At 29.7% G+C, this 17,204-nt stretch carries 18 protein-coding genes; 4 read left to right on the top strand and 14 right to left on the bottom strand.

The window, feature by feature from the left end; genetic code table 11:
* Positions 1-20 precede the first annotated feature (20 nt).
* From ACTT9L_RS00300 to ACTT9L_RS00290, 3 genes are all read left to right on the top strand, one after another.
* On the top strand, positions 21-800 hold the full coding sequence (locus ACTT9L_RS00300; protein ID WP_440927389.1) for a 5-oxoprolinase subunit PxpA: 780 nt from the start codon (positions 21-23) through the stop codon (positions 798-800).
* Entirely contained in the window at positions 793-1,284 is a 492-nt protein-coding gene (locus tag ACTT9L_RS00295) for a tetratricopeptide repeat protein (RefSeq protein WP_440927388.1), read from the top strand. The genes ACTT9L_RS00300 and ACTT9L_RS00295 overlap by 8 nt, the downstream gene beginning before the upstream one ends.
* Before the next feature lie 98 nt (positions 1,285-1,382).
* Positions 1,383-1,994 carry a YjbE family putative metal transport protein gene (locus tag ACTT9L_RS00290; RefSeq protein ID WP_440927387.1) on the top strand — a complete coding sequence of 204 codons (612 nt, stop codon included), beginning with the start codon at positions 1,383-1,385 and terminating at the stop codon, positions 1,992-1,994.
* On the opposite strand, the gene panB is transcribed toward ACTT9L_RS00290, so the two are convergent.
* The 9 genes from panB to ACTT9L_RS00245 are packed head-to-tail and all read right to left on the bottom strand — an operon-like array spanning position 1,995 to position 9,304.
* Positions 1,995-2,768 carry a 3-methyl-2-oxobutanoate hydroxymethyltransferase gene (gene panB, locus ACTT9L_RS00285; protein ID WP_440927386.1) on the bottom strand — a complete coding sequence of 258 codons (774 nt, stop codon included), beginning with the start codon at positions 2,766-2,768 and terminating at the stop codon, positions 1,995-1,997.
* 4 nt (positions 2,769-2,772) lie between these two features.
* The gene (locus tag ACTT9L_RS00280; RefSeq protein WP_440927385.1) at positions 2,773-3,192 is read right to left on the bottom strand and encodes a VOC family protein; all 420 of its coding nucleotides are present in this window, start codon (positions 3,190-3,192) and stop codon (positions 2,773-2,775) included.
* A gap of 22 nt (positions 3,193-3,214) precedes the next feature.
* On the bottom strand, positions 3,215-4,777 hold the full coding sequence (gene guaA, locus ACTT9L_RS00275; RefSeq protein WP_440927384.1) for a glutamine-hydrolyzing GMP synthase: 1,563 nt from the start codon (positions 4,775-4,777) through the stop codon (positions 3,215-3,217).
* A complete protein-coding gene (locus ACTT9L_RS00270) occupies positions 4,767-5,207 on the bottom strand; it encodes a tetratricopeptide repeat protein (RefSeq protein WP_440927383.1) in 441 nt (146 codons plus the stop codon). Before ACTT9L_RS00270 ends, guaA begins: the two co-directional genes overlap by 11 nt.
* Positions 5,207-6,283, bottom strand: a complete 1,077-nt coding sequence (gene guaB, locus ACTT9L_RS00265; protein WP_440927382.1) for an IMP dehydrogenase — start codon at positions 6,281-6,283, stop codon at positions 5,207-5,209. Before guaB ends, ACTT9L_RS00270 begins: the two co-directional genes overlap by 1 nt.
* Before the next feature lie 37 nt (positions 6,284-6,320).
* A complete protein-coding gene (locus ACTT9L_RS00260) occupies positions 6,321-6,932 on the bottom strand; it encodes an RlmE family RNA methyltransferase (protein ID WP_440927381.1) in 612 nt (203 codons plus the stop codon).
* Positions 6,933-7,844 (bottom strand): glycosyltransferase, encoded by a 912-nt coding sequence (locus ACTT9L_RS00255; RefSeq protein ID WP_440927380.1) that lies wholly within the window; start codon positions 7,842-7,844, stop codon positions 6,933-6,935. It abuts the gene before it with no gap.
* Positions 7,844-8,653 (bottom strand): CDP-diacylglycerol--serine O-phosphatidyltransferase, encoded by an 810-nt coding sequence (gene pssA / locus ACTT9L_RS00250; protein ID WP_440927379.1) that lies wholly within the window; start codon positions 8,651-8,653, stop codon positions 7,844-7,846. The genes ACTT9L_RS00255 and pssA overlap by 1 nt, the downstream gene beginning before the upstream one ends.
* 3 nt (positions 8,654-8,656) lie before the next feature.
* Entirely contained in the window at positions 8,657-9,304 is a 648-nt protein-coding gene (locus ACTT9L_RS00245) for a phosphatidylserine decarboxylase (RefSeq protein ID WP_440927378.1), read from the bottom strand.
* 76 nt (positions 9,305-9,380) lie between these two features.
* On the opposite strand from ACTT9L_RS00245, the gene ACTT9L_RS00240 reads away from it, so the two are divergent.
* A complete protein-coding gene (locus tag ACTT9L_RS00240) occupies positions 9,381-10,595 on the top strand; it encodes an NADP-dependent isocitrate dehydrogenase (protein ID WP_440927377.1) in 1,215 nt (404 codons plus the stop codon).
* Here the strand turns inward: ACTT9L_RS00240 and alaS are convergent.
* The 5 genes from alaS to ACTT9L_RS00215 all read right to left on the bottom strand — a co-directional run bounded on the left by alaS (position 10,587) and on the right by ACTT9L_RS00215 (position 17,202).
* Entirely contained in the window at positions 10,587-13,253 is a 2,667-nt protein-coding gene (alaS, locus tag ACTT9L_RS00235) for an alanine--tRNA ligase (RefSeq protein ID WP_440927376.1), read from the bottom strand. The genes ACTT9L_RS00240 and alaS overlap by 9 nt on opposite strands.
* A gap of 93 nt (positions 13,254-13,346) precedes the next feature.
* Positions 13,347-14,501, bottom strand: a complete 1,155-nt coding sequence (gene recA, locus ACTT9L_RS00230) for a recombinase RecA (protein WP_440927375.1) — start codon at positions 14,499-14,501, stop codon at positions 13,347-13,349.
* A gap of 109 nt (positions 14,502-14,610) precedes the next feature.
* Positions 14,611-15,903, bottom strand: a complete 1,293-nt coding sequence (locus tag ACTT9L_RS00225) for a TolC family outer membrane protein (protein WP_440927374.1) — start codon at positions 15,901-15,903, stop codon at positions 14,611-14,613.
* Positions 15,900-16,871, bottom strand: coding sequence for a uridine kinase (locus tag ACTT9L_RS00220; RefSeq protein WP_440927373.1), 972 nt, complete (start codon positions 16,869-16,871; stop codon positions 15,900-15,902). Before ACTT9L_RS00220 ends, ACTT9L_RS00225 begins: the two co-directional genes overlap by 4 nt.
* Positions 16,837-17,202 (bottom strand): GFA family protein, encoded by a 366-nt coding sequence (locus ACTT9L_RS00215; protein ID WP_440927372.1) that lies wholly within the window; start codon positions 17,200-17,202, stop codon positions 16,837-16,839. Before ACTT9L_RS00215 ends, ACTT9L_RS00220 begins: the two co-directional genes overlap by 35 nt.
* Positions 17,203-17,204: the final 2 nt, after the last annotated feature.

Raw genomic sequence — 17,204 nt, 5'->3', positions numbered from 1 at the left:
TATACTTAACATTAGAGACTATGGAAATTAATATAAATTGCGATTTAGGTGAAAAATCAAAACATCATTCAAATAAGTATGATCCAGATTTACTAGAAATAGTAAATTCTGCAAATGTTGCATGCGGTTATCATGCAGGTGATGATGAGTCGATGAATCAAGTAGTTCAAATTTCAAAAAAAAATGGTGTTAGTATTGGAGCACATACGTCATTTAATGACCCTGAAAATTTTGGAAGGCAAAGAATGAAACTTCCACCTAATGAGGTAAGGCAATTAATTATTGATCAATATGAAATTCTTCAAAAAATTGCTCAAGATCATGGAGAGAATGTTACTCACATAAAACCACATGGTGCTTTAAACAATATGGCTTGTGAGGATATAGATTTAGCTACTACTTTAGCAAAAGCTATAAACGAGATTAGTAAAGATTTAATTTATTTGGTTCCTACAGGATCTAAAATGGAAGAAGCAGCCAAAAAACTAAACATGCGTATAGCTTGTGAAATATTTGCTGACAGAAATTACGAAGATGATGGAAATTTAGTTTCTAGAAAAAAACCACATGCTCTTATTACTGATCCAGAAGAAGCTAAAAAACACGTATTAAATATGGTTAAAAATCAGTCACTTAATTGTCACAGTGGAAAGCAGATACCTTGTGAAATTGACTCTGTGTGTATACATGGAGATAACATTAGTTCTTTATCTACAGCAAAATCAATAAGAGAAAACCTGATAGAGAATGGATTGCAATTAAAACCTTTAAATAAAATGGAGAAATTTATAAATGATTAAAAAAATATTTGTAATTTTGATTTTTACATTATTTACAACAAATTCTTTTTCTGCAGGATCAAGTTCGGACTCGACTTCTACAAAAGTTAAATCTAACTATGATAAGGCAGTGGAATCAATCAAGTTCGCAAAAAAATATGAAGCAAAAGGAAAACTTGAAAAAGCAAAAAAAAGATATGTTAAAGCTCAAAAACTACTTTTAAAATCAAACTCAGAAAAACCTAACAAAGCTGATACTTTAAATTATTTAGGTTTCACTACGCGAAAACTTGGTGATTACGAAAACGGTGAAAAATATTATCTACAAGGTCTGGAAATTGAACCTAATCATATTGGTATAAACGAATATTTGGGTGAACTATATGTTGCAACAAACAGATTAAATTTAGCAAAAGAAAGATTAAAAATATTAGAAAACTGTAACTGTAAAGAATATACCCAGTTAAAAGAAGTTATTGAAGGTACTAAAAAATCTAAATATTAATTTAAACAATATATAAAAATATAAGCTGGTATTAAAATCACCAGCTTAAAAATAGTATTTATTGAAAAATTCACAAATTGAAATAATATTAACCCATCTTGATTGAAGAGCTCATAATTTTAACCAATATAATTTTTATCACAATTATATTAACAGCAGATAATGCGGTAATAGTTGGGTCTATTGCTTCAAATTTTGTTCCAAAAAATAGAAAACAAATAATTCTTTGGGGTGTAATTGGAGCCTTTGTTTTTAAAATTTTTTTTGCAATTTTTGCGACTTTTTTATTTGAATTTTATTTTATCAAAATTTTGGGTGGTTTATTATTAATTTGGATTGTAAATGATTTAAGGAAAGATTTACTAGATATTAAAAAAGTAAAACCCATAACTAAAAAAGGTAAAGAACCTTCATTCATTAGTAGCATTGGAAAGGTTTTATTTGCAGATATCATGATTAGTTTTGACAATGTAATTGGAGTAGTTGCTGCAGCAAAAGGTTATTTCGGATTTATGATATTTGGACTGATGTTATCAGTTGTTTTAACTGGTGCTTTAGCGACATATATGGCTAATTATATACAAAGACATATTTGGATAGCTTATATCGGCTTGGTATTTATCTTAATTGTTGGTTTACAATTAGTAATTGGTGGATTGGTTGATCTTGAAATATTAAATATTAATGAAGAATTTAAAAAATACTTTTAATTAAAAAGAATTTTTTTTATTAGGAAATTTAATTTTTTTAACTTCTTTTGAATAATTTGAAACAGCTTTAGAAATGTCATTTCTAATATTTGCGTATTTTTTTACAAATTTATAATTCATCGGATTTAAGCCAATTAAATCATCAAAAACTAATATTTGACCATCACAATATTTAGAAGCTCCAATACCAATAGTTGGTATCTTTAAATTTTGAGTGACAAGCTTTGCTAATGAAGTTTGAACACATTCTAAAACAATTGAAAAAACCCCAGCTTTTTCTAATAATTGTGAGTCTTTTATAATATTGTTTCTCTCTAACTTTTTTTTTCCTTTAAATTTGAAAGTTTTATCTGACTGAGGAAGCAACCCTAGATGGCCCATGACTGGAATTTTGTTTTTAACTAAAGATTTGATTGTTTTATAAATTTTTTTTCCACCTTCTAATTTTACACCGTCACACTTTGTTTTTTTCATTATTTGTTTTGCATTTTTCACTGCCTCTTTAGGAGTTCGATAGGTGTTATGTGGCATATCAACAATCATTAAGCTTTTTTTTATACCCATTCTGACACTTTTAGAGTGTTCAATCATAGTATTCAAAGTTACTTTTCTCGTAGATTTATAATTGTATAAAACCGAACCAAGAGAATCTCCAACAAGTATAATATCGCAATGATTATCTAAAATTGACGCTACATTTTTGGAGTAAGCAGTTAAACTTACAATTTTACGTTTATTTTTTTTTTTAATTAAATCTAAGATTTTTTTTTTCATCAACCTACCAAGAGCCGGTATTTTTCATTGAAGCCCAAGGTTCTTTGGGTTCTAAATTTCCTTCTTGAAGAATTTCAATTGAAATTTTATCTGGTGATCTAACAAAAGCCATATGACCATCTCTTGGAGGTCTATTAATCGTGTAGCCCATATCCATTAATCTTTGGCATGTTTCATAAATGTTATCTACTCTATAGGCCAGATGACCAAAATTTCTCGAACCTTCTCCAAGCTCATCACCATCCCAATTATATGTTAATTCTATTTCAGCTTTTTCATCATGTGGTGCTGCAAGAAAAATTAATGTAAATCTTCCTATTTCATTTTCCATTCTTCTTGTTTCTTTTAAACCAAGCCCTTCGCAGAAAAATTTTAGAGACTCATCTACATCTTTAATTCTAATCATTGTATGTAAATATTTCATAATCTTAATTTATAGTTAAAAACTACTCTAATTCAATAGTGCTTGGTGGTTTTGAAGTAACGTCATACACTACCCTATTAATACCTCTTATACTGTTAACTATTTTATTTGAAATAGTTTGCATAAAAGTTTTTTTAAATTCATAATAATCAGCTGTCATTCCATCTTCAGATGTAATTGCTCTTAATAAACATAAATATTCATAAGTTCGATTGTCTCCCATAACACCCACAGTTTTAACAGGAAGCAATGCTGCATAGGCTTGCCAAATCCTATGATAAAGACCGTGATTTTTTAAAGCTTGAATAAAATAATAATCAGCTTCTTTTAAAATTTTAATTTTTTCATTTGTTATAACACCTGGCATTCGAATTGCTAAGCCTGGTCCAGGAAAAGGATGTCTTGAAATAATTTCTTTACTTAAATTTAACTCTAATCCTAATTTTCTTACCTCGTCCTTAAATAAAAATTTTAGTGGTTCTACTAATTTTAAATTCATTTTTTTTGGTAGACCGCCAACATTGTGATGTGATTTAATTTTAGAAGTTTGACTACCTGTAACAGATTTGCTCTCAATTAAATCTGGATAAAGAGTGCCCTGAGCCAAAAATTTAACATTTTTAATTTTCTTAGCATACCGTTCAAATATTTTGATAAATAAATTACCAATTATTTTTCTTTTTTTTTCTGGATCAGAAATATTTTTTAATTTTTTTAAGAATTCCTTTTCAGCATTTACATAAATTAAATTCATTTTTAAACGCTTCTTAAAAGTTTGTACTACTTGTACTTCCTCATTTTTTCTTAAAAGGCCAGTGTTTACAAAAATACAATAAAGTTTTTTACCAATAGCTTTATTCAGTAATTGAGCAACTACACTGCTATCAACGCCTCCTGATAATGCACAAATAACTTTGTTATTTCTAACTTGAATTCTAACATCTTTAATAAGTTGATTTTTTTGATCTCTAGAGGACCAATTTCTTTTAATTTTGCAAATTAAAAAAATAAAATTACTTATTAATTTCTTTCCATTATCCGTATGAGTTACTTCTGGGTGGAATTGTACTCCATAATATTTTTTTATTTTATTTTCAACAATTGCAAATTTTGAATTAGTGCTTGATGCTAAAACTTTAAAATTCTTAGGAAGTTTTGAAACTTGATCGGCATGGCTCATCCAAACTTGTTTGGATTTTTTGTTTCCAAAAAAATTATTAGTTAAAAGACTATTATTTTTTTTATAAACATTAGCTAAACCAAATTCTCTATGTTTTGATTGTTTTACCCTTCCACCATTAAGTTTTGATAAAATTTGATGCCCAAAACAAATTCCAAGAATTGGTACATCAAGTTGTAAAATTTTTTTATCAAATGAGTATTTATTTATTTGATAAACATTTAATGGACCACCAGATAATACTATTCCTCTAGTACTGCGATTAATGTCTTTTAATTTTATTTTTTTGTGACTAACTATTTCAGAAAACACACCTAATTCTCTTACTCTTCTTGCAATTAATTGAGTAAATTGAGAACCAAAATCTATTATTAAGATTTTGTTTAGATTTTTATCAAGACTCATTATTTTCAGGTTCTATATTTTTTAATGACTCTTGAATATCTTTGTTTTCATCACATAAATTTTTGCAAACTTTTACAAAATTATCTGAAAGAGCTTTGACTTTTTCATAATTAGATTTTTCTAATGCAATTTTCATTAACATTAATAAAGCTTCTTCGTTATCAGGCTCAATTAAAAGTGTCGTTTCTAAATTGTATTCCTCTTTTCTTTGATTTTCTTCTTGGTTATAAATTTTTGCTAAATATAAGTATGAGTTTGCATCTTTTGGATTAAAAACAATATTTCTCTCAAATAAAAAGCGCGCGTCTTCATATTTTTCTTTTTTAAATAATTCTAAAGCTTCATTAAAAAAATTTTCTTTACTAAAAGACGTGCTGTTAAAAGAAGCTGTTAAAAGTATTAATCCTATTAATTTCAAAAATTTGATCATTAATATTTACTATCTTTTTTTACCACATCTACATTATGAACCATACTTTCATAAAATCCAGCTTTTGTAATTTTCACAAATTGTGGTTTATTTCTTAATTTAATGATTGTTTTTGATCCAAGATAACCCATTGAAGATTTCAATCCACCAATTAATTTATAAATAACACTCCCAACATCTCCTTTATATTTTACAAAACCTTCAACACCCTCAGGCACATATTTTGAGGAGTCTTTTTGTTTTTTTTGAAAGTATCTATCAGCTGACCCTTTATTCATAGCTCCTACAGAACCCATGCCTCTAAAACTTTTGAAGAGCTGTCCATTTTTTTTTATTAATTTTCCTGGCGTTTCGTTTGTACCTGCAAATAACGAACCGATCATTACAGCATCTGCTCCTGCTGCAAAAGCTTTTGCTAAATCACCAGAATATTTTATTCCCCCATCTGAAATTATTTTAACATTTTTATTCTTTAAACCGCTTCTTACAGCTAAAATTGCGCTCAATTGAGGAACTCCTATTCCAGCAACCAGTCGTGTTGTACAAATAGAACCTGGCCCTATACCAATTTTAATTATATCTACTCCTAACTTTATTAGGAATTTTGCAGCTTCTGGTGTTGCAATATTTCCTGCACACAAAGCAATTTTGTTAGTTTTTATTTTTTTAATATATTTAATTATTTCAGAAACTTTCTTTGTATGGCCATGTGCTGTGTCTACTACAATTAAATCTACACCTTCTTTAATTATTTCTTTAGCTCTGATAAATTCAATTGGTGCTGCACCTACAGCTGCTCCAACAATTAGTTTTTGTTTTTTTACTTTTTTTATCTCTGATACCTGTTTTTTTATATCAATGTTTCTGTGAATCACTCCAATACCACCAGCTTTAGCTATAGCAATTGCCATTCTGCTCTCTGTAACTGTATCCATCGCAGATGATAAAAGTGGAATTTTAAGCTTCAAATGCTTTGTTAAAGATACGCTAGTGTCTGCATCTGAGGGTAATATTTCAGAATACTTCGGAGCCAATGTAACATCATCAAAGGTAAGTGCTTCTTTTATAGGAACCATAATCTTTTATATACGATTCCTTTTAAAATAAAAGTCTCTATCGAATTTTACTACAAATTATAAAACTTTCTTTTGAATCTTTTCTACTAGATTTTGGTTTAAAAACCTTAACTTCTTTAAAATATTTTTTTCCCTCTGCGACGATTTCGTTAAATGTTCCTCCCATAAAAATTTTTGAAATAAAATATCCATTTTCTTTCATTAAATCTTTTGCGAAAAACATTGCTTCTTTACATAGTTCTCCTGTTTGAATTGAGTCAATATTTTTAATACCGGTAGTATCTACGGCCATATCAGACATTACAACATCAACTTTACCGTTTACATGTTTTTTAATTTCTTCTTGAATTTTTTCTTCAGTAAAATCTCCTTGGATTAGAACACTATTATCTATGGGCTCCATTTTTTTTAAATCTATCGATATCAATTTTCCACTTTTAGTTGCTTTAAGAGCATATTGTGACCAACTTCCTGGGGCTGCACCAATATCAATTACTGATAATCCACTTTTAAAAATGTTAAATTTTTCATCAATTTCAATTAATTTGTAAGCTGATCTAGCGCGATACCCATCTATTTTGGACTGTCTTACATAGATATCTCTACGCTGTTTAATAACCCAGTTCTTGGAAATTTTGTTTTTTTTCAATTAATTATTAAATCTTAAACTTTTATTTAAAATTTTACCTGTAATAGTTTTAATATTAATTTTAATATTCTTGTTTAATCTCATATCTTCGTTATCTTTCCAGATGCCAGCCGCTAAATGCATAATTCCAATTTTATAATTAGGTAAATAAGGCTCTACCCATGTATCTTTATCCTCATCAAACTTTGGCAAAAGATTACTAGTGATCCAATTGCAATTTAAAGGAAGAAATTCAGTTTCGACTTTATCAACATACACAGATATATTCATCGCTAATTGTTCAGAGCCAAATATTTCTCCACCTTTAAGTGTTTGTTTTAAGTTTTCCTGCCATGAATTCCAACACATTGAATTTTTTTCTAGTGAAAAAACACCAATATTTATGTGAGGGGCAAACGCTAACTTTCTAGCTTTTTCTAAACTAATATTAGATTTTACAGCGTGTTTAAAATTTTGAGATTTAATAATTGCTAGTTTTCCAAAAACCCAATTTACTCTGGAAGTAATCTTGTAACCTGGTCCAATAGTTTGTGTAATTCCTAATTTGCCATTTTCACACGCTTTAAAATAAAGCTCAACTGATTGCCAATCATTTACCCAAGCATCACAATCAATCCATAAGTATTTTTCATAGCTTGGAAAATATTTGGGTAAAAAAGCCCTTGATACTTGGCTCTTTAACCATTCACGCCCTTTAATTTTACTATCTGGAACTTTTATATCCCACTCTGCTGATTTTATTTCATCTACTTTTGATAATAATTCGGTCTTTTGATCCTCTGATAAACCAGCATCCAAAATACATATTGCAACTTCCGAGCTATCATTAAATCTTTTTATAGAGTCTATTAGCTCATTTAATAAAGGAAAATAATTTGAATCAGCTAATGATACAATGACATTTTTTTTCATCACAAAATATCTTCAAGATCGTCATCTTCATCTTTATAATTATGATCTTCGTTTTGTTTTTTTAATTTTTGATGATGAAAAAAGCTGATTGGAAGCATACCTAGGTATATGATTGCACTAATAGATATGACATTAAATGGATATATTAGAAGTAATCCAAAAAATAAAACTATTCCAAATAAAAGAAAAATGGTTGCTTTTCTTTGAATTACGATTTTTTTAAATGAATAACTTGGAAATTTACTGATCAGTAAGAGAGATGTTGTAATAAAAAAAACTGGAACAACAATATCATAATTTATCTTTATAAAATCAAAGCTTGTAAGGCTAAAAATTAATGGGGTTAGAACTAAGATACCACCTGCTGGAGATGGAACCCCTTCAAAAAAATTATCTCTCCAAGAAGGTGCTTGACCTGTATTTATATTGAAACGAGCTAAACGTAATGCAACACAAATTACATATATTAGACATAACAACCATCCAAATCTTCCTAATGTATTTAGTTTCCAAAAATACATAATAAATGCTGGAGCTACTCCAAAACTAATCATGTCCGTAAGAGAGTCTAGTTCTTTTCCAACTTTTGATGTTCCTTTAATTAATCTTGCTATTCTTCCATCTAATCCATCAATAAGAGCAGCAAACATAATTGCTATAATTGCAAATTCAAATTTTCCATCCAGAGCAAACCTAATAGATGACAGACCTATACAAACCCCGATAAGAGTTAACATGTTAGGCAAAATCACTCTTGCGTTAGTTTTTTTATCTGTAACAATTTTTAAATTGTTTTTTGGCTGTTCCATAAATTAATTTTTAGCTAGCAGTGTTTCTCCTGAAATTGCTGTTTGACCAACTTTAACTAGTGGTTCATAATTTTCATAGTAAACATCTGCTCTACTACCAAATCTAATCATTCCAATTCTATCACCTTGATTTAATTCCTGATTTTTATTTGTTTCACAAACAATTCTTCTTGCAACTAATCCTGCGATTTGAACAACTACAATATCATTTCCATGTTTATCTTTTATTTTATAATAATTTCTCTCATTGTCTTCGCTTGCTTTATCTAAGGATGCATTTAAAAATTTTCCTGGTTTATATAAAATATCTTCAACAATACCTGAGCATGGCGATCTATTCACATGGCAGTCAAAGACGTTCATAAAAATACTTATTTTTTTAAATTTTTTATTTTCTAGTCCAAGTTCTTTTGGTCCATCCACTTCCTCAACTTTAATCACTTCTCCATCTGCAGGGCTAACTAAGTAACTATCATCTCCAATGATAACTCTTTCTGGATCTCTAAAAAAATAATAAACCCATACAGTTAGTAAAATTCCTATTAATCCTAAAAAATTATTAATAATTAAAAAAATGATAGTTATGAATACAGCTATTACTATAAACTTGTAGCCTTCAGTGTGAATTTTTGGAAATATCTTACTAAACATATTCTTCTATTTGCTAATTTTCGATTAATATGTATATAAAATGGTCAAATTCAATTAATAAGATAATTTTTATTTAATGAGCAAAATCAAGGTAAAAAACCCAGTTGTTGAGCTGGATGGCGATGAAATGACTCGTATTATATGGGAGTTCATCAAAAATAAATTAATCCTCCCATATTTAGATCTTGGTATTGAATATTACGATTTAGGCATGAAAAGCAGAGACAATACAGACGATCAGATCACAATAAACTCTGCAAATGCTATTAAAAAAATTGGTGTTGGAATTAAGTGTGCAACAATTACACCTGATGAAGCTAGAGTAGAAGAATTTGATTTAAAAAAGATGTGGAGATCTCCAAACGGAACCATAAGAAATATAATTGGAGGAACAGTATTTAGAGAGCCAATTATTTGTAAAAATATTCCAAAACTTGTTCCATCTTGGACAGATCCAGTAATTATTGGAAGACATGCATTTGGTGATCAATACAGAGCAACAGATTTTAAAGTTCCTGGAAAAGGAAAAATGGAAGTAAAGTGGACATCAGAGGATGGGAAAGATGAAATTAAATATGAAGTATTTAATTTTACAGGTCCTGGTGTGGCTTTATCAATGTATAATTTAGATAAGTCTATTGAAGACTTTGCAAGATCTTGTTTCAGTTATGGGTTAATTAAAAAATGGCCTGTTTACATGTCTACCAAAAATACAATTCTTAAAAAATATGATGGAAGATTTAAAGATATTTTCCAAGAAATTTTTGACAAAGAATACAAAAGTGAATTTGAAAAAAATAATTTGACTTACGAACATAGATTAATTGATGATATGGTTGCATGTGCAATGAAGTGGAGTGGTAAATATATTTGGGCTTGTAAAAATTACGATGGTGATGTTCAGTCAGATACTATGGCTCAAGGTTATGGGTCTTTAGGATTGATGACCAGTACATTGTTAACTCCAGATGGAAAAATAATGGAAGCAGAAGCTGCACACGGGACAGTAACTAGGCACTATAGGATGCATCAACAAGGAAAAGAAACCTCAACAAATCCAATAGCATCTATTTTTGCTTGGACTAGAGGATTAGCTCATAGAGGTAAGTTAGATGGTAACAATGAACTAATTAAATTTGCACAAACTTTAGAAAAAGTTTGTATTGAATGTGTGGAAAGTGGATCAATGACAAAAGATTTGGCAATTCTTATTGGTCCTGATAGCAAGTATTTAACTACCAATCAGTTTTTAGATGAACTTGACGGTAATTTAAAAAAGAAATTAAATTAAACTCTTAAGCTTTTCAAAAGCTTCTTCAATTTTTGATTGATCTTGTCCACCTGCCTGTGCAAAGTCTTTTCTTCCTCCACCACCTTTGCCACCAATTATTTCAGATCCAACTTTAACAAATTTAACTGCATCAAACTTGTTGGTTAAATTATCTGTTACTCCAACTGCTAACCCAACCTTGTCGTCTTTATTAGCAAATACAACGATGACACCTTCGCTTAATTCTTTTTTACCTTTATCTACAAGTTTTCTTAATTCTTTAGGAGGTAATCCATCTATTTTTTGAAGTCTTAACTTAACTCCATTAATTTCTTCTTCTTTAATAATATTTTTAGATTTATCCTCTAAAATTGAATTAACTGAAATAGTCTCAAGTTGTTTAGTTAAATTTTTAATTAAAGTTTTTTGATCAGCTTCTTCTAAGTTTGGTTTTCCACCCAATTTAATAATTTGCTGACTTAAACTTTTAATTGTTTCCTCGTCTTTTTCAGCAGATAGGTTTGATAATTTCACTTTATTTTGAAGATATTCCTCCAATTGTTTATCTCTTAAGGCTTCAATTCTTCTAACTCCTGCAGCAATTGACGATTGGCTGACGATCTTGAATTTACCAATATCACCAGTGTTTTTAACGTGTGTTCCACCACATAATTCAGTTGAGAAGTACTTTCCATCCTCGTCTCCCATCGAAAGGACTCTTACTTCATCTCCGTATTTTTCACCAAATAATGCTAAGGCACCATTTTCAACTGCCTCATCAGGTGTCATTAATCTAGTTTTTACATCAGTTTTTTTAGACACCATTTTGTTTACAAATTCTTCTATTTTGTCAATTTCTTCATTCAAAATTGGCTTCATATGGCTGAAATCAAATCTTAATCTACTTGGCTCTACTAAAGATCCTTTTTGAGTGACATGCGTGCCAAGAACTCTTCGTAAAGACTCATGCAATAAATGAGTTGCTGAATGATAAGCACGTGTATTATCCCTTCTTTCAACATCAATTTTTAATTCCACACTTTCCTGTAGTTTTATAGATCCACTCTTTACCTTTCCATAATGAACAAATAAATCACCTAATTTTTTTTGAACATCAGTTACTTCAAATTTAAAATCATTCGAGACTATTTCGCCAGTATCACCAACTTGTCCACCAGACTCACCATAGAAAGGAGTTTGATTTACTATAATCATCCCTTCATCATTTTCTTTTAACTGATCAACTTCTTTATTATCTTTTAAAAGAGATAATACGACACCTTCAGCATGATTAGTTTCGTATCCTAAGAATTCAGTTGTCTCAATTTTATCTTTTATTCCAAACCAAATATCTTCAACAGCTGCATCACCAGAACCTTTCCAATTTTTCTTAGCAAGCTCTCTACTTTCTTTCATCAAAGATTGAAACTTTTCAGTATCAATTGACATTGATTTATTTCTTAAAATATCTTCTGTAAGATCTAATGGGAAACCATAAGTATCATATAATTTAAAAGCTACTTCGCCTGGTAACACTTTGTCAATTTTAGATATTTCATCATTTAAAATTTTTATTCCTCTATCCAGCAGAACTAAGAATTTTTCTTCTTCCATTTTTAAAGTTTCTTTAATTAAAGACTCAGCTCTAACTAATTCTGGATAATTTCCAGACATTTCATTTTTAAGAGTGTCAAACAAATTATAAAAAACTGGTTCCTTAGATCCTAATAAATGAGAATGTCTCATCCCTCTTCTCATAATTCTTCTGAGAACATATCCTCTTCCTTCATTTGAAGGTAAAACTCCCTCAGCAATTAAAAATGAACTTGCTCTTAAGTGATCAGCTATTACTCTGAAACTAGCTAGATTAGATTTGTCTGATTTAACTTTTGTAATTTCAGATGCAGAGCCAATTATTTTTTTGAAATGATCTGTTTCATAGTTATCATGTGAACCTTGCAATAAAGCTGCAATTCTCTCTAATCCCATTCCAGTATCAACTGACGGTTTTGGAAGATTAATTCTTTTATCTTTAGTAACTTGTTCAAACTGCATAAATACCAAGTTCCAAATTTCTATAAACCTATCTCCATCTTCGTCTTTAGATCCTGGTAAACCTCCTGGTAAATGATCTCCGTGGTCAAAAAAGATTTCTGAGCAAGGGCCACATGGACCTGTCTCACCCATTGACCAAAAATTATCAGATGTAGCTATCCTTATAATCCTATCATCCCTAAAACCCGCTATTTTCTTCCAAAAATTGAAGGCCTCATCATCCTCATGAAATACTGTTACATAAAGCCTGTTTTTATCTATTCCAAAATCTTTGGTTATTAAATCCCATGCATAATGAATTGCCTGCTCTTTAAAATAATCACCAAAAGAAAAATTTCCTAACATCTCAAAGAAAGTGTGGTGCCTTGGTGTGTAACCAACATTTTCTAAATCATTGTGCTTACCACCTGCCCTTACACATTTTTGTGAAGTTGTAGCTCTAACGTAATCTCTTTTTTCTAATCCTGTAAAAACGTTTTTAAACTGAACCATCCCAGAATTTGCAAACATCAATGTAGGATCATTGTTTGGAACCAAATTACTAGATTCCACAATCTTATGATCGTTCTTTTCAAAATATTTTAGAAAAGTATTTCTTATCTCATTGAGTGTTTTGTCTGCCATATTTTTAAAATACAGCTTTTTTATTCTATGTCTAGATATCGAAGGGAAAAAAGGCGCTTAAATTAAGCGCCTTTTATTAATAAAGATGACCTATTAATTCTTTTTCGATGGAGGAGTAGCTTCTGCTTTATCAGCCTCTTCTTTTTCAGCTACTTTCTTTTCTTTTTCCAATTTTTCAGGATCGATTGGATTTCCTTCTATTTTTTTAGAAATCACACCTGCTTTTTCTCTAATTGCCATTTCAATTTCTGCAGCAACTTTAAGATTTTGAGCCAAATAAGTCTTAGCATTTTCTCTACCTTGACCAATCTTCTCTCCTTTGTAAGCATACCAAGCACCCGATTTTTCAATTATATCTGCTTTAGAACCAAGATCGACTAGTTCACCCATCTTGCTAATTCCTCTTCCATACATCAAGTCAAATTCAACAACTTTAAATGGTGGTGCTACTTTATTCTTAACTACTTTAACTCTTGTAGAGTTACCAATAATTTCATCCTTATCTTTAATGGCACCAATTCTTCTAATATCCATTCTTACAGATGAGTAAAACTTAAGTGCATTTCCACCTGATGTTGTTTCTGGACTTCCAAACATAACACCAATTTTCATTCTGATTTGGTTGATGAAAATCATCATCGTGTTTGTGTTTGAGATTGAACCAGTTAATTTTCTTAATGCCTGACTCATTAATCTTGATTGAAGACCAACATGATGATCTCCCATCTCACCTTCGATTTCGGCTTTTGGAGTTAAAGCTGCAACAGAGTCGATAACGATTACTGAAATAGAGCCTGATTTTACTAGTGTATCAGCGATTTCTAATGCTTGTTCACCAGTATCTGGCTGTGAAATTAAAAGTTCTTCTGTATTTACTCCTAATTTTTTTGCATAAACTGGATCTAATGCATGCTCTGCATCAACAAATGCACAAATGCCTCCAGCTTTTTGAGCTTCAGCAACAACTTGTAATGCTAATGTTGTTTTTCCAGATGACTCTGGTCCATAAACTTCAATAATTCTTCCTTTTGGTAATCCGCCAATACCTAAAGCTAAATCAAGACTTAAAGAACCTGTTGATACAGACTCAATATCCATCGCTTTCTTTTCACCAAGCTTCATTACAGAACCTTTTCCAAAATTATCTGTAATTTGAGCTATTGCAGCGTCTAACGCTTTGTTCTTTTCTTTAACATCCATTTCTTGATCTTTAGTAGATTTAACCACTTTTAGGTTATTTTTAGTCATTTTTTGCCTCTTTTTTTTAAATTTTTTAACACTCGAATCATGAATTTAAATGTACACATTTTGTTCTCATTAGCAATATATTTATTTTCTGCCCCAAAAAATCAAATATTTACTTAAGTTTTAGATATTGGCTATTAAGCAAACCTACTGCTTTAAGCAGATTGTATTGGGCCATTAGATAGTTTTTCTCTGAACTTGCTAAAGAAATTTGAGCCGAGAGCAATAAAGCATTTGATTGAATAACATCTAGGGTAGTTCTCGATCCTCTTTCGTATTCTGCTGCAATTCCTTCATTAGCTATTTCAGCTGCACTTACTTGAACTTTAACTGAATTTAAAAAACTTTCTGAAGACTCTAAACTAGACCAAGCACTTGCTACATTTGTATCGTTTGTTCTCACAGCATCATCTAACAATAGTCTTTTTCTAGTAGTTAAATTTGAATTTTTAGAAATAGTTGATCTTTTTTTTCCACCTGAATAAAAAGGCCAATTAACTGTTGCTTTTAATATATCCTTTTCTCTTTCAGCATAAGTAGAACTTAGATCGTCAGTATAAGATCTCTCTAAAGACAAAGAAGCAGTTGGTTTCAAGTCTGACTCTGAAATTGCTAATTCTTTTTCAGCTTTAGCTAAATCAAATTTTGCTATTTGAATGTCTGGATTGTTTTGTTTTGAAAGATTAATTGCTTCATTTAAAGATTTTGGAATACTGACTATTGCTGTTGAATTTTTCTGTAATTGGTTCGGATCACTTATTTTTCCAATAATATTTTCATAATTAAGTTTGCTGATTAACAGATCACTTCTTGATTTTGCAAATTGAGCTTGAGCTCCAGCAAGTGATGATTCGGATTGTGCCAAATCAGTGTTTGTAATTTGGCCTCTGTCTCTTCTAATTTGATCATTTTCAACTTGTCTGATTAAAAGATTTAAATTTTTTGCGTTAATATCCAGAGTTTCTCTTGCTAAAATTAAATTTGTAAAAGCATCAATTGCTTTATGTAATATATCCTGTTCTTTTTTTACTAATTTTGCTTTAGCCAAATCCAAAGCAGTAATATTTTTTTCAAGTGTGAGATCCCTTCCATAATCAAACAATGTTTGTTCCAATTTAATCGAAGTTGTAAAAGGGTCTACATCGTTGACACTCGCATCTCCTCCACTTTGATTTGTCAATTTGTTAGTATCTTCAAAACTTTTAGACCCACTTAATGTCAATGAAGGTTTATAGTCTGCTTTAGAAATATTTACATCTTCCTCTGAAACTTTAATATTTTCTCTTTCAGCGTTTAATTGAATATTATTTTTATAGGTTTGATTTAATGCATCAAGAAGAGTAACTGCAAAAGCGTTACCAAAATAGAATATTGATGTGATAACTATGATAAATATTTTTTTCATTTTGATTTATATACAGCAGTTTTAATTTGATGGTTACTGTTTAAATTTAGAATTATAGAAGAATATTTTGGCATATTTTTAAACATGTTTTGAGTAATTCTTTGGTAAGTTTGCATAAAATTAATCACATCTCCTTTGCTCATTATTTTATGACCTCCCTTTTTTTTGGTTTTTATCCATAGTTTATGTTCCTGCTTTAATCTCCACTTTTGTAATAAACTAAAGTTTTTTGCTTTTAAGTAAATCATACAATTTAACTGAGAATATAGCTTTTTATATTTAGTCTTTAATTGCTGATTTACATATTTTCTCCAAACAAGTTTTTGATCGTTGGCCTTTTCCATAGAATTAATAGATTTTTTTAATGACTTATTAGTTTCTGCTCTTGCGCCAACACACCATCCTTCAAAAATAATAACATCTGGTCTTTTATTAATTGTGTTCCATTTGTTTTTTGGAAATCTGTCATCAATTGCCTTATTAAAATTTGGTAATTTTAATTTTTTGAATTTTTTACTTTTTGATTTTTTAAAGAAATCTAACATCATGTTAATATCATGAGTACCTGGGACACCTCTAGTTAACAGCATAGGATGGACTTTTTTTGATAAAGCAATTCTTTCTTTCCTAGTTTTATAAAAATCATCAATAGAAATTTTAAACACTTTTAATTTAAAATACTTTTCTAAAATTATCTTTACTATTGAACTTATTGTTGTTTTACCTGTTCCTTGACCTCCAGCTAATCCAACAAAGTAAGGTTTTTTGTTATCTGCTTTTTTTACAATCCAAAAACATATTGGGATCAAATAATTTTTAATCATCTGATCTTTATTTCCAAACTTTTCAGTTGAAGTTTCTTGTGATTTAATAAATTTAAAACAATCTTTTTTAACTTTTTTAAAGCACTCTTCAGATAATTTCATTGAACTTTTATTTTTCTTGATCCATTGGATGGTTAAGACCATCAAAGTTAGCCACCTCTTTTAAGTCCTCTACTTTTACTTCATCAACACATCCTAAATTGAAACCAGTCATAGCTGGTGCGCTTCTTGGATTATGATGAGTATAAATTCCACATTCGGTACAAAAGTAATGATTAGCAACTTTGGTATGGTATTGATAAAGTTTTAATTTATCTTCTCCCTTGGTAACTTTAAAATCCTCATTTTTAACCATTCCCATAGTAGCATTCTTTCTTTTACAAATAGAACAGTTACATCTTACAATTTTTGCTAGTTCGTTTACTGTAGCATTAATTTCTGCTTCTACGACTCCACAATGACAATTTAATTTCATAT

It is taken from the genome of Candidatus Pelagibacter sp. (genome assembly GCF_052049675.1).
Lineage (GTDB): Bacteria > Pseudomonadota > Alphaproteobacteria > Pelagibacterales > Pelagibacteraceae > Pelagibacter.
The sequence above is the reverse complement of the archived record's forward strand: the minus strand, read 5'-3'. Positions and strand labels throughout refer to the sequence as shown.

What these genes read in the sequence shown, in the direction of transcription:
- ACTT9L_RS00300 (WP_440927389.1), top strand. Translation starts at nt 21, where the DNA reads ATGGAAATTAATATAAATTGCGATTTAGGTGAAAAATCAAAACATCAT.
- ACTT9L_RS00295 (WP_440927388.1), top strand. Translation starts at nt 793, where the DNA reads ATGATTAAAAAAATATTTGTAATTTTGATTTTTACATTATTTACAACA.
- panB (WP_440927386.1), bottom strand. Translation starts at nt 2,768, where the DNA reads ATGAAAAAAAAAATCTTAGATTTAATTAAAAAAAAAAATAAACGTAAA.
- ACTT9L_RS00280 (WP_440927385.1), bottom strand. Translation starts at nt 3,192, where the DNA reads ATGAAATATTTACATACAATGATTAGAATTAAAGATGTAGATGAGTCT.
- guaA (WP_440927384.1), bottom strand. Translation starts at nt 4,777, where the DNA reads ATGAGTCTTGATAAAAATCTAAACAAAATCTTAATAATAGATTTTGGT.
- ACTT9L_RS00270 (WP_440927383.1), bottom strand. Translation starts at nt 5,207, where the DNA reads ATGATCAAATTTTTGAAATTAATAGGATTAATACTTTTAACAGCTTCT.
- guaB (WP_440927382.1), bottom strand. Translation starts at nt 6,283, where the DNA reads ATGGTTCCTATAAAAGAAGCACTTACCTTTGATGATGTTACATTGGCT.
- ACTT9L_RS00255 (WP_440927380.1), bottom strand. Translation starts at nt 7,844, where the DNA reads ATGAAAAAAAATGTCATTGTATCATTAGCTGATTCAAATTATTTTCCT.
- pssA (WP_440927379.1), bottom strand. Translation starts at nt 8,653, where the DNA reads ATGGAACAGCCAAAAAACAATTTAAAAATTGTTACAGATAAAAAAACT.
- ACTT9L_RS00245 (WP_440927378.1), bottom strand. Translation starts at nt 9,304, where the DNA reads ATGTTTAGTAAGATATTTCCAAAAATTCACACTGAAGGCTACAAGTTT.
- ACTT9L_RS00240 (WP_440927377.1), top strand. Translation starts at nt 9,381, where the DNA reads ATGAGCAAAATCAAGGTAAAAAACCCAGTTGTTGAGCTGGATGGCGAT.
- alaS (WP_440927376.1), bottom strand. Translation starts at nt 13,253, where the DNA reads ATGGCAGACAAAACACTCAATGAGATAAGAAATACTTTTCTAAAATAT.
- recA (WP_440927375.1), bottom strand. Translation starts at nt 14,501, where the DNA reads ATGACTAAAAATAACCTAAAAGTGGTTAAATCTACTAAAGATCAAGAA.
- ACTT9L_RS00225 (WP_440927374.1), bottom strand. Translation starts at nt 15,903, where the DNA reads ATGAAAAAAATATTTATCATAGTTATCACATCAATATTCTATTTTGGT.
- ACTT9L_RS00220 (WP_440927373.1), bottom strand. Translation starts at nt 16,871, where the DNA reads ATGGTCTTAACCATCCAATGGATCAAGAAAAATAAAAGTTCAATGAAA.
- ACTT9L_RS00215 (WP_440927372.1), bottom strand. Translation starts at nt 17,202, where the DNA reads ATGAAATTAAATTGTCATTGTGGAGTCGTAGAAGCAGAAATTAATGCT.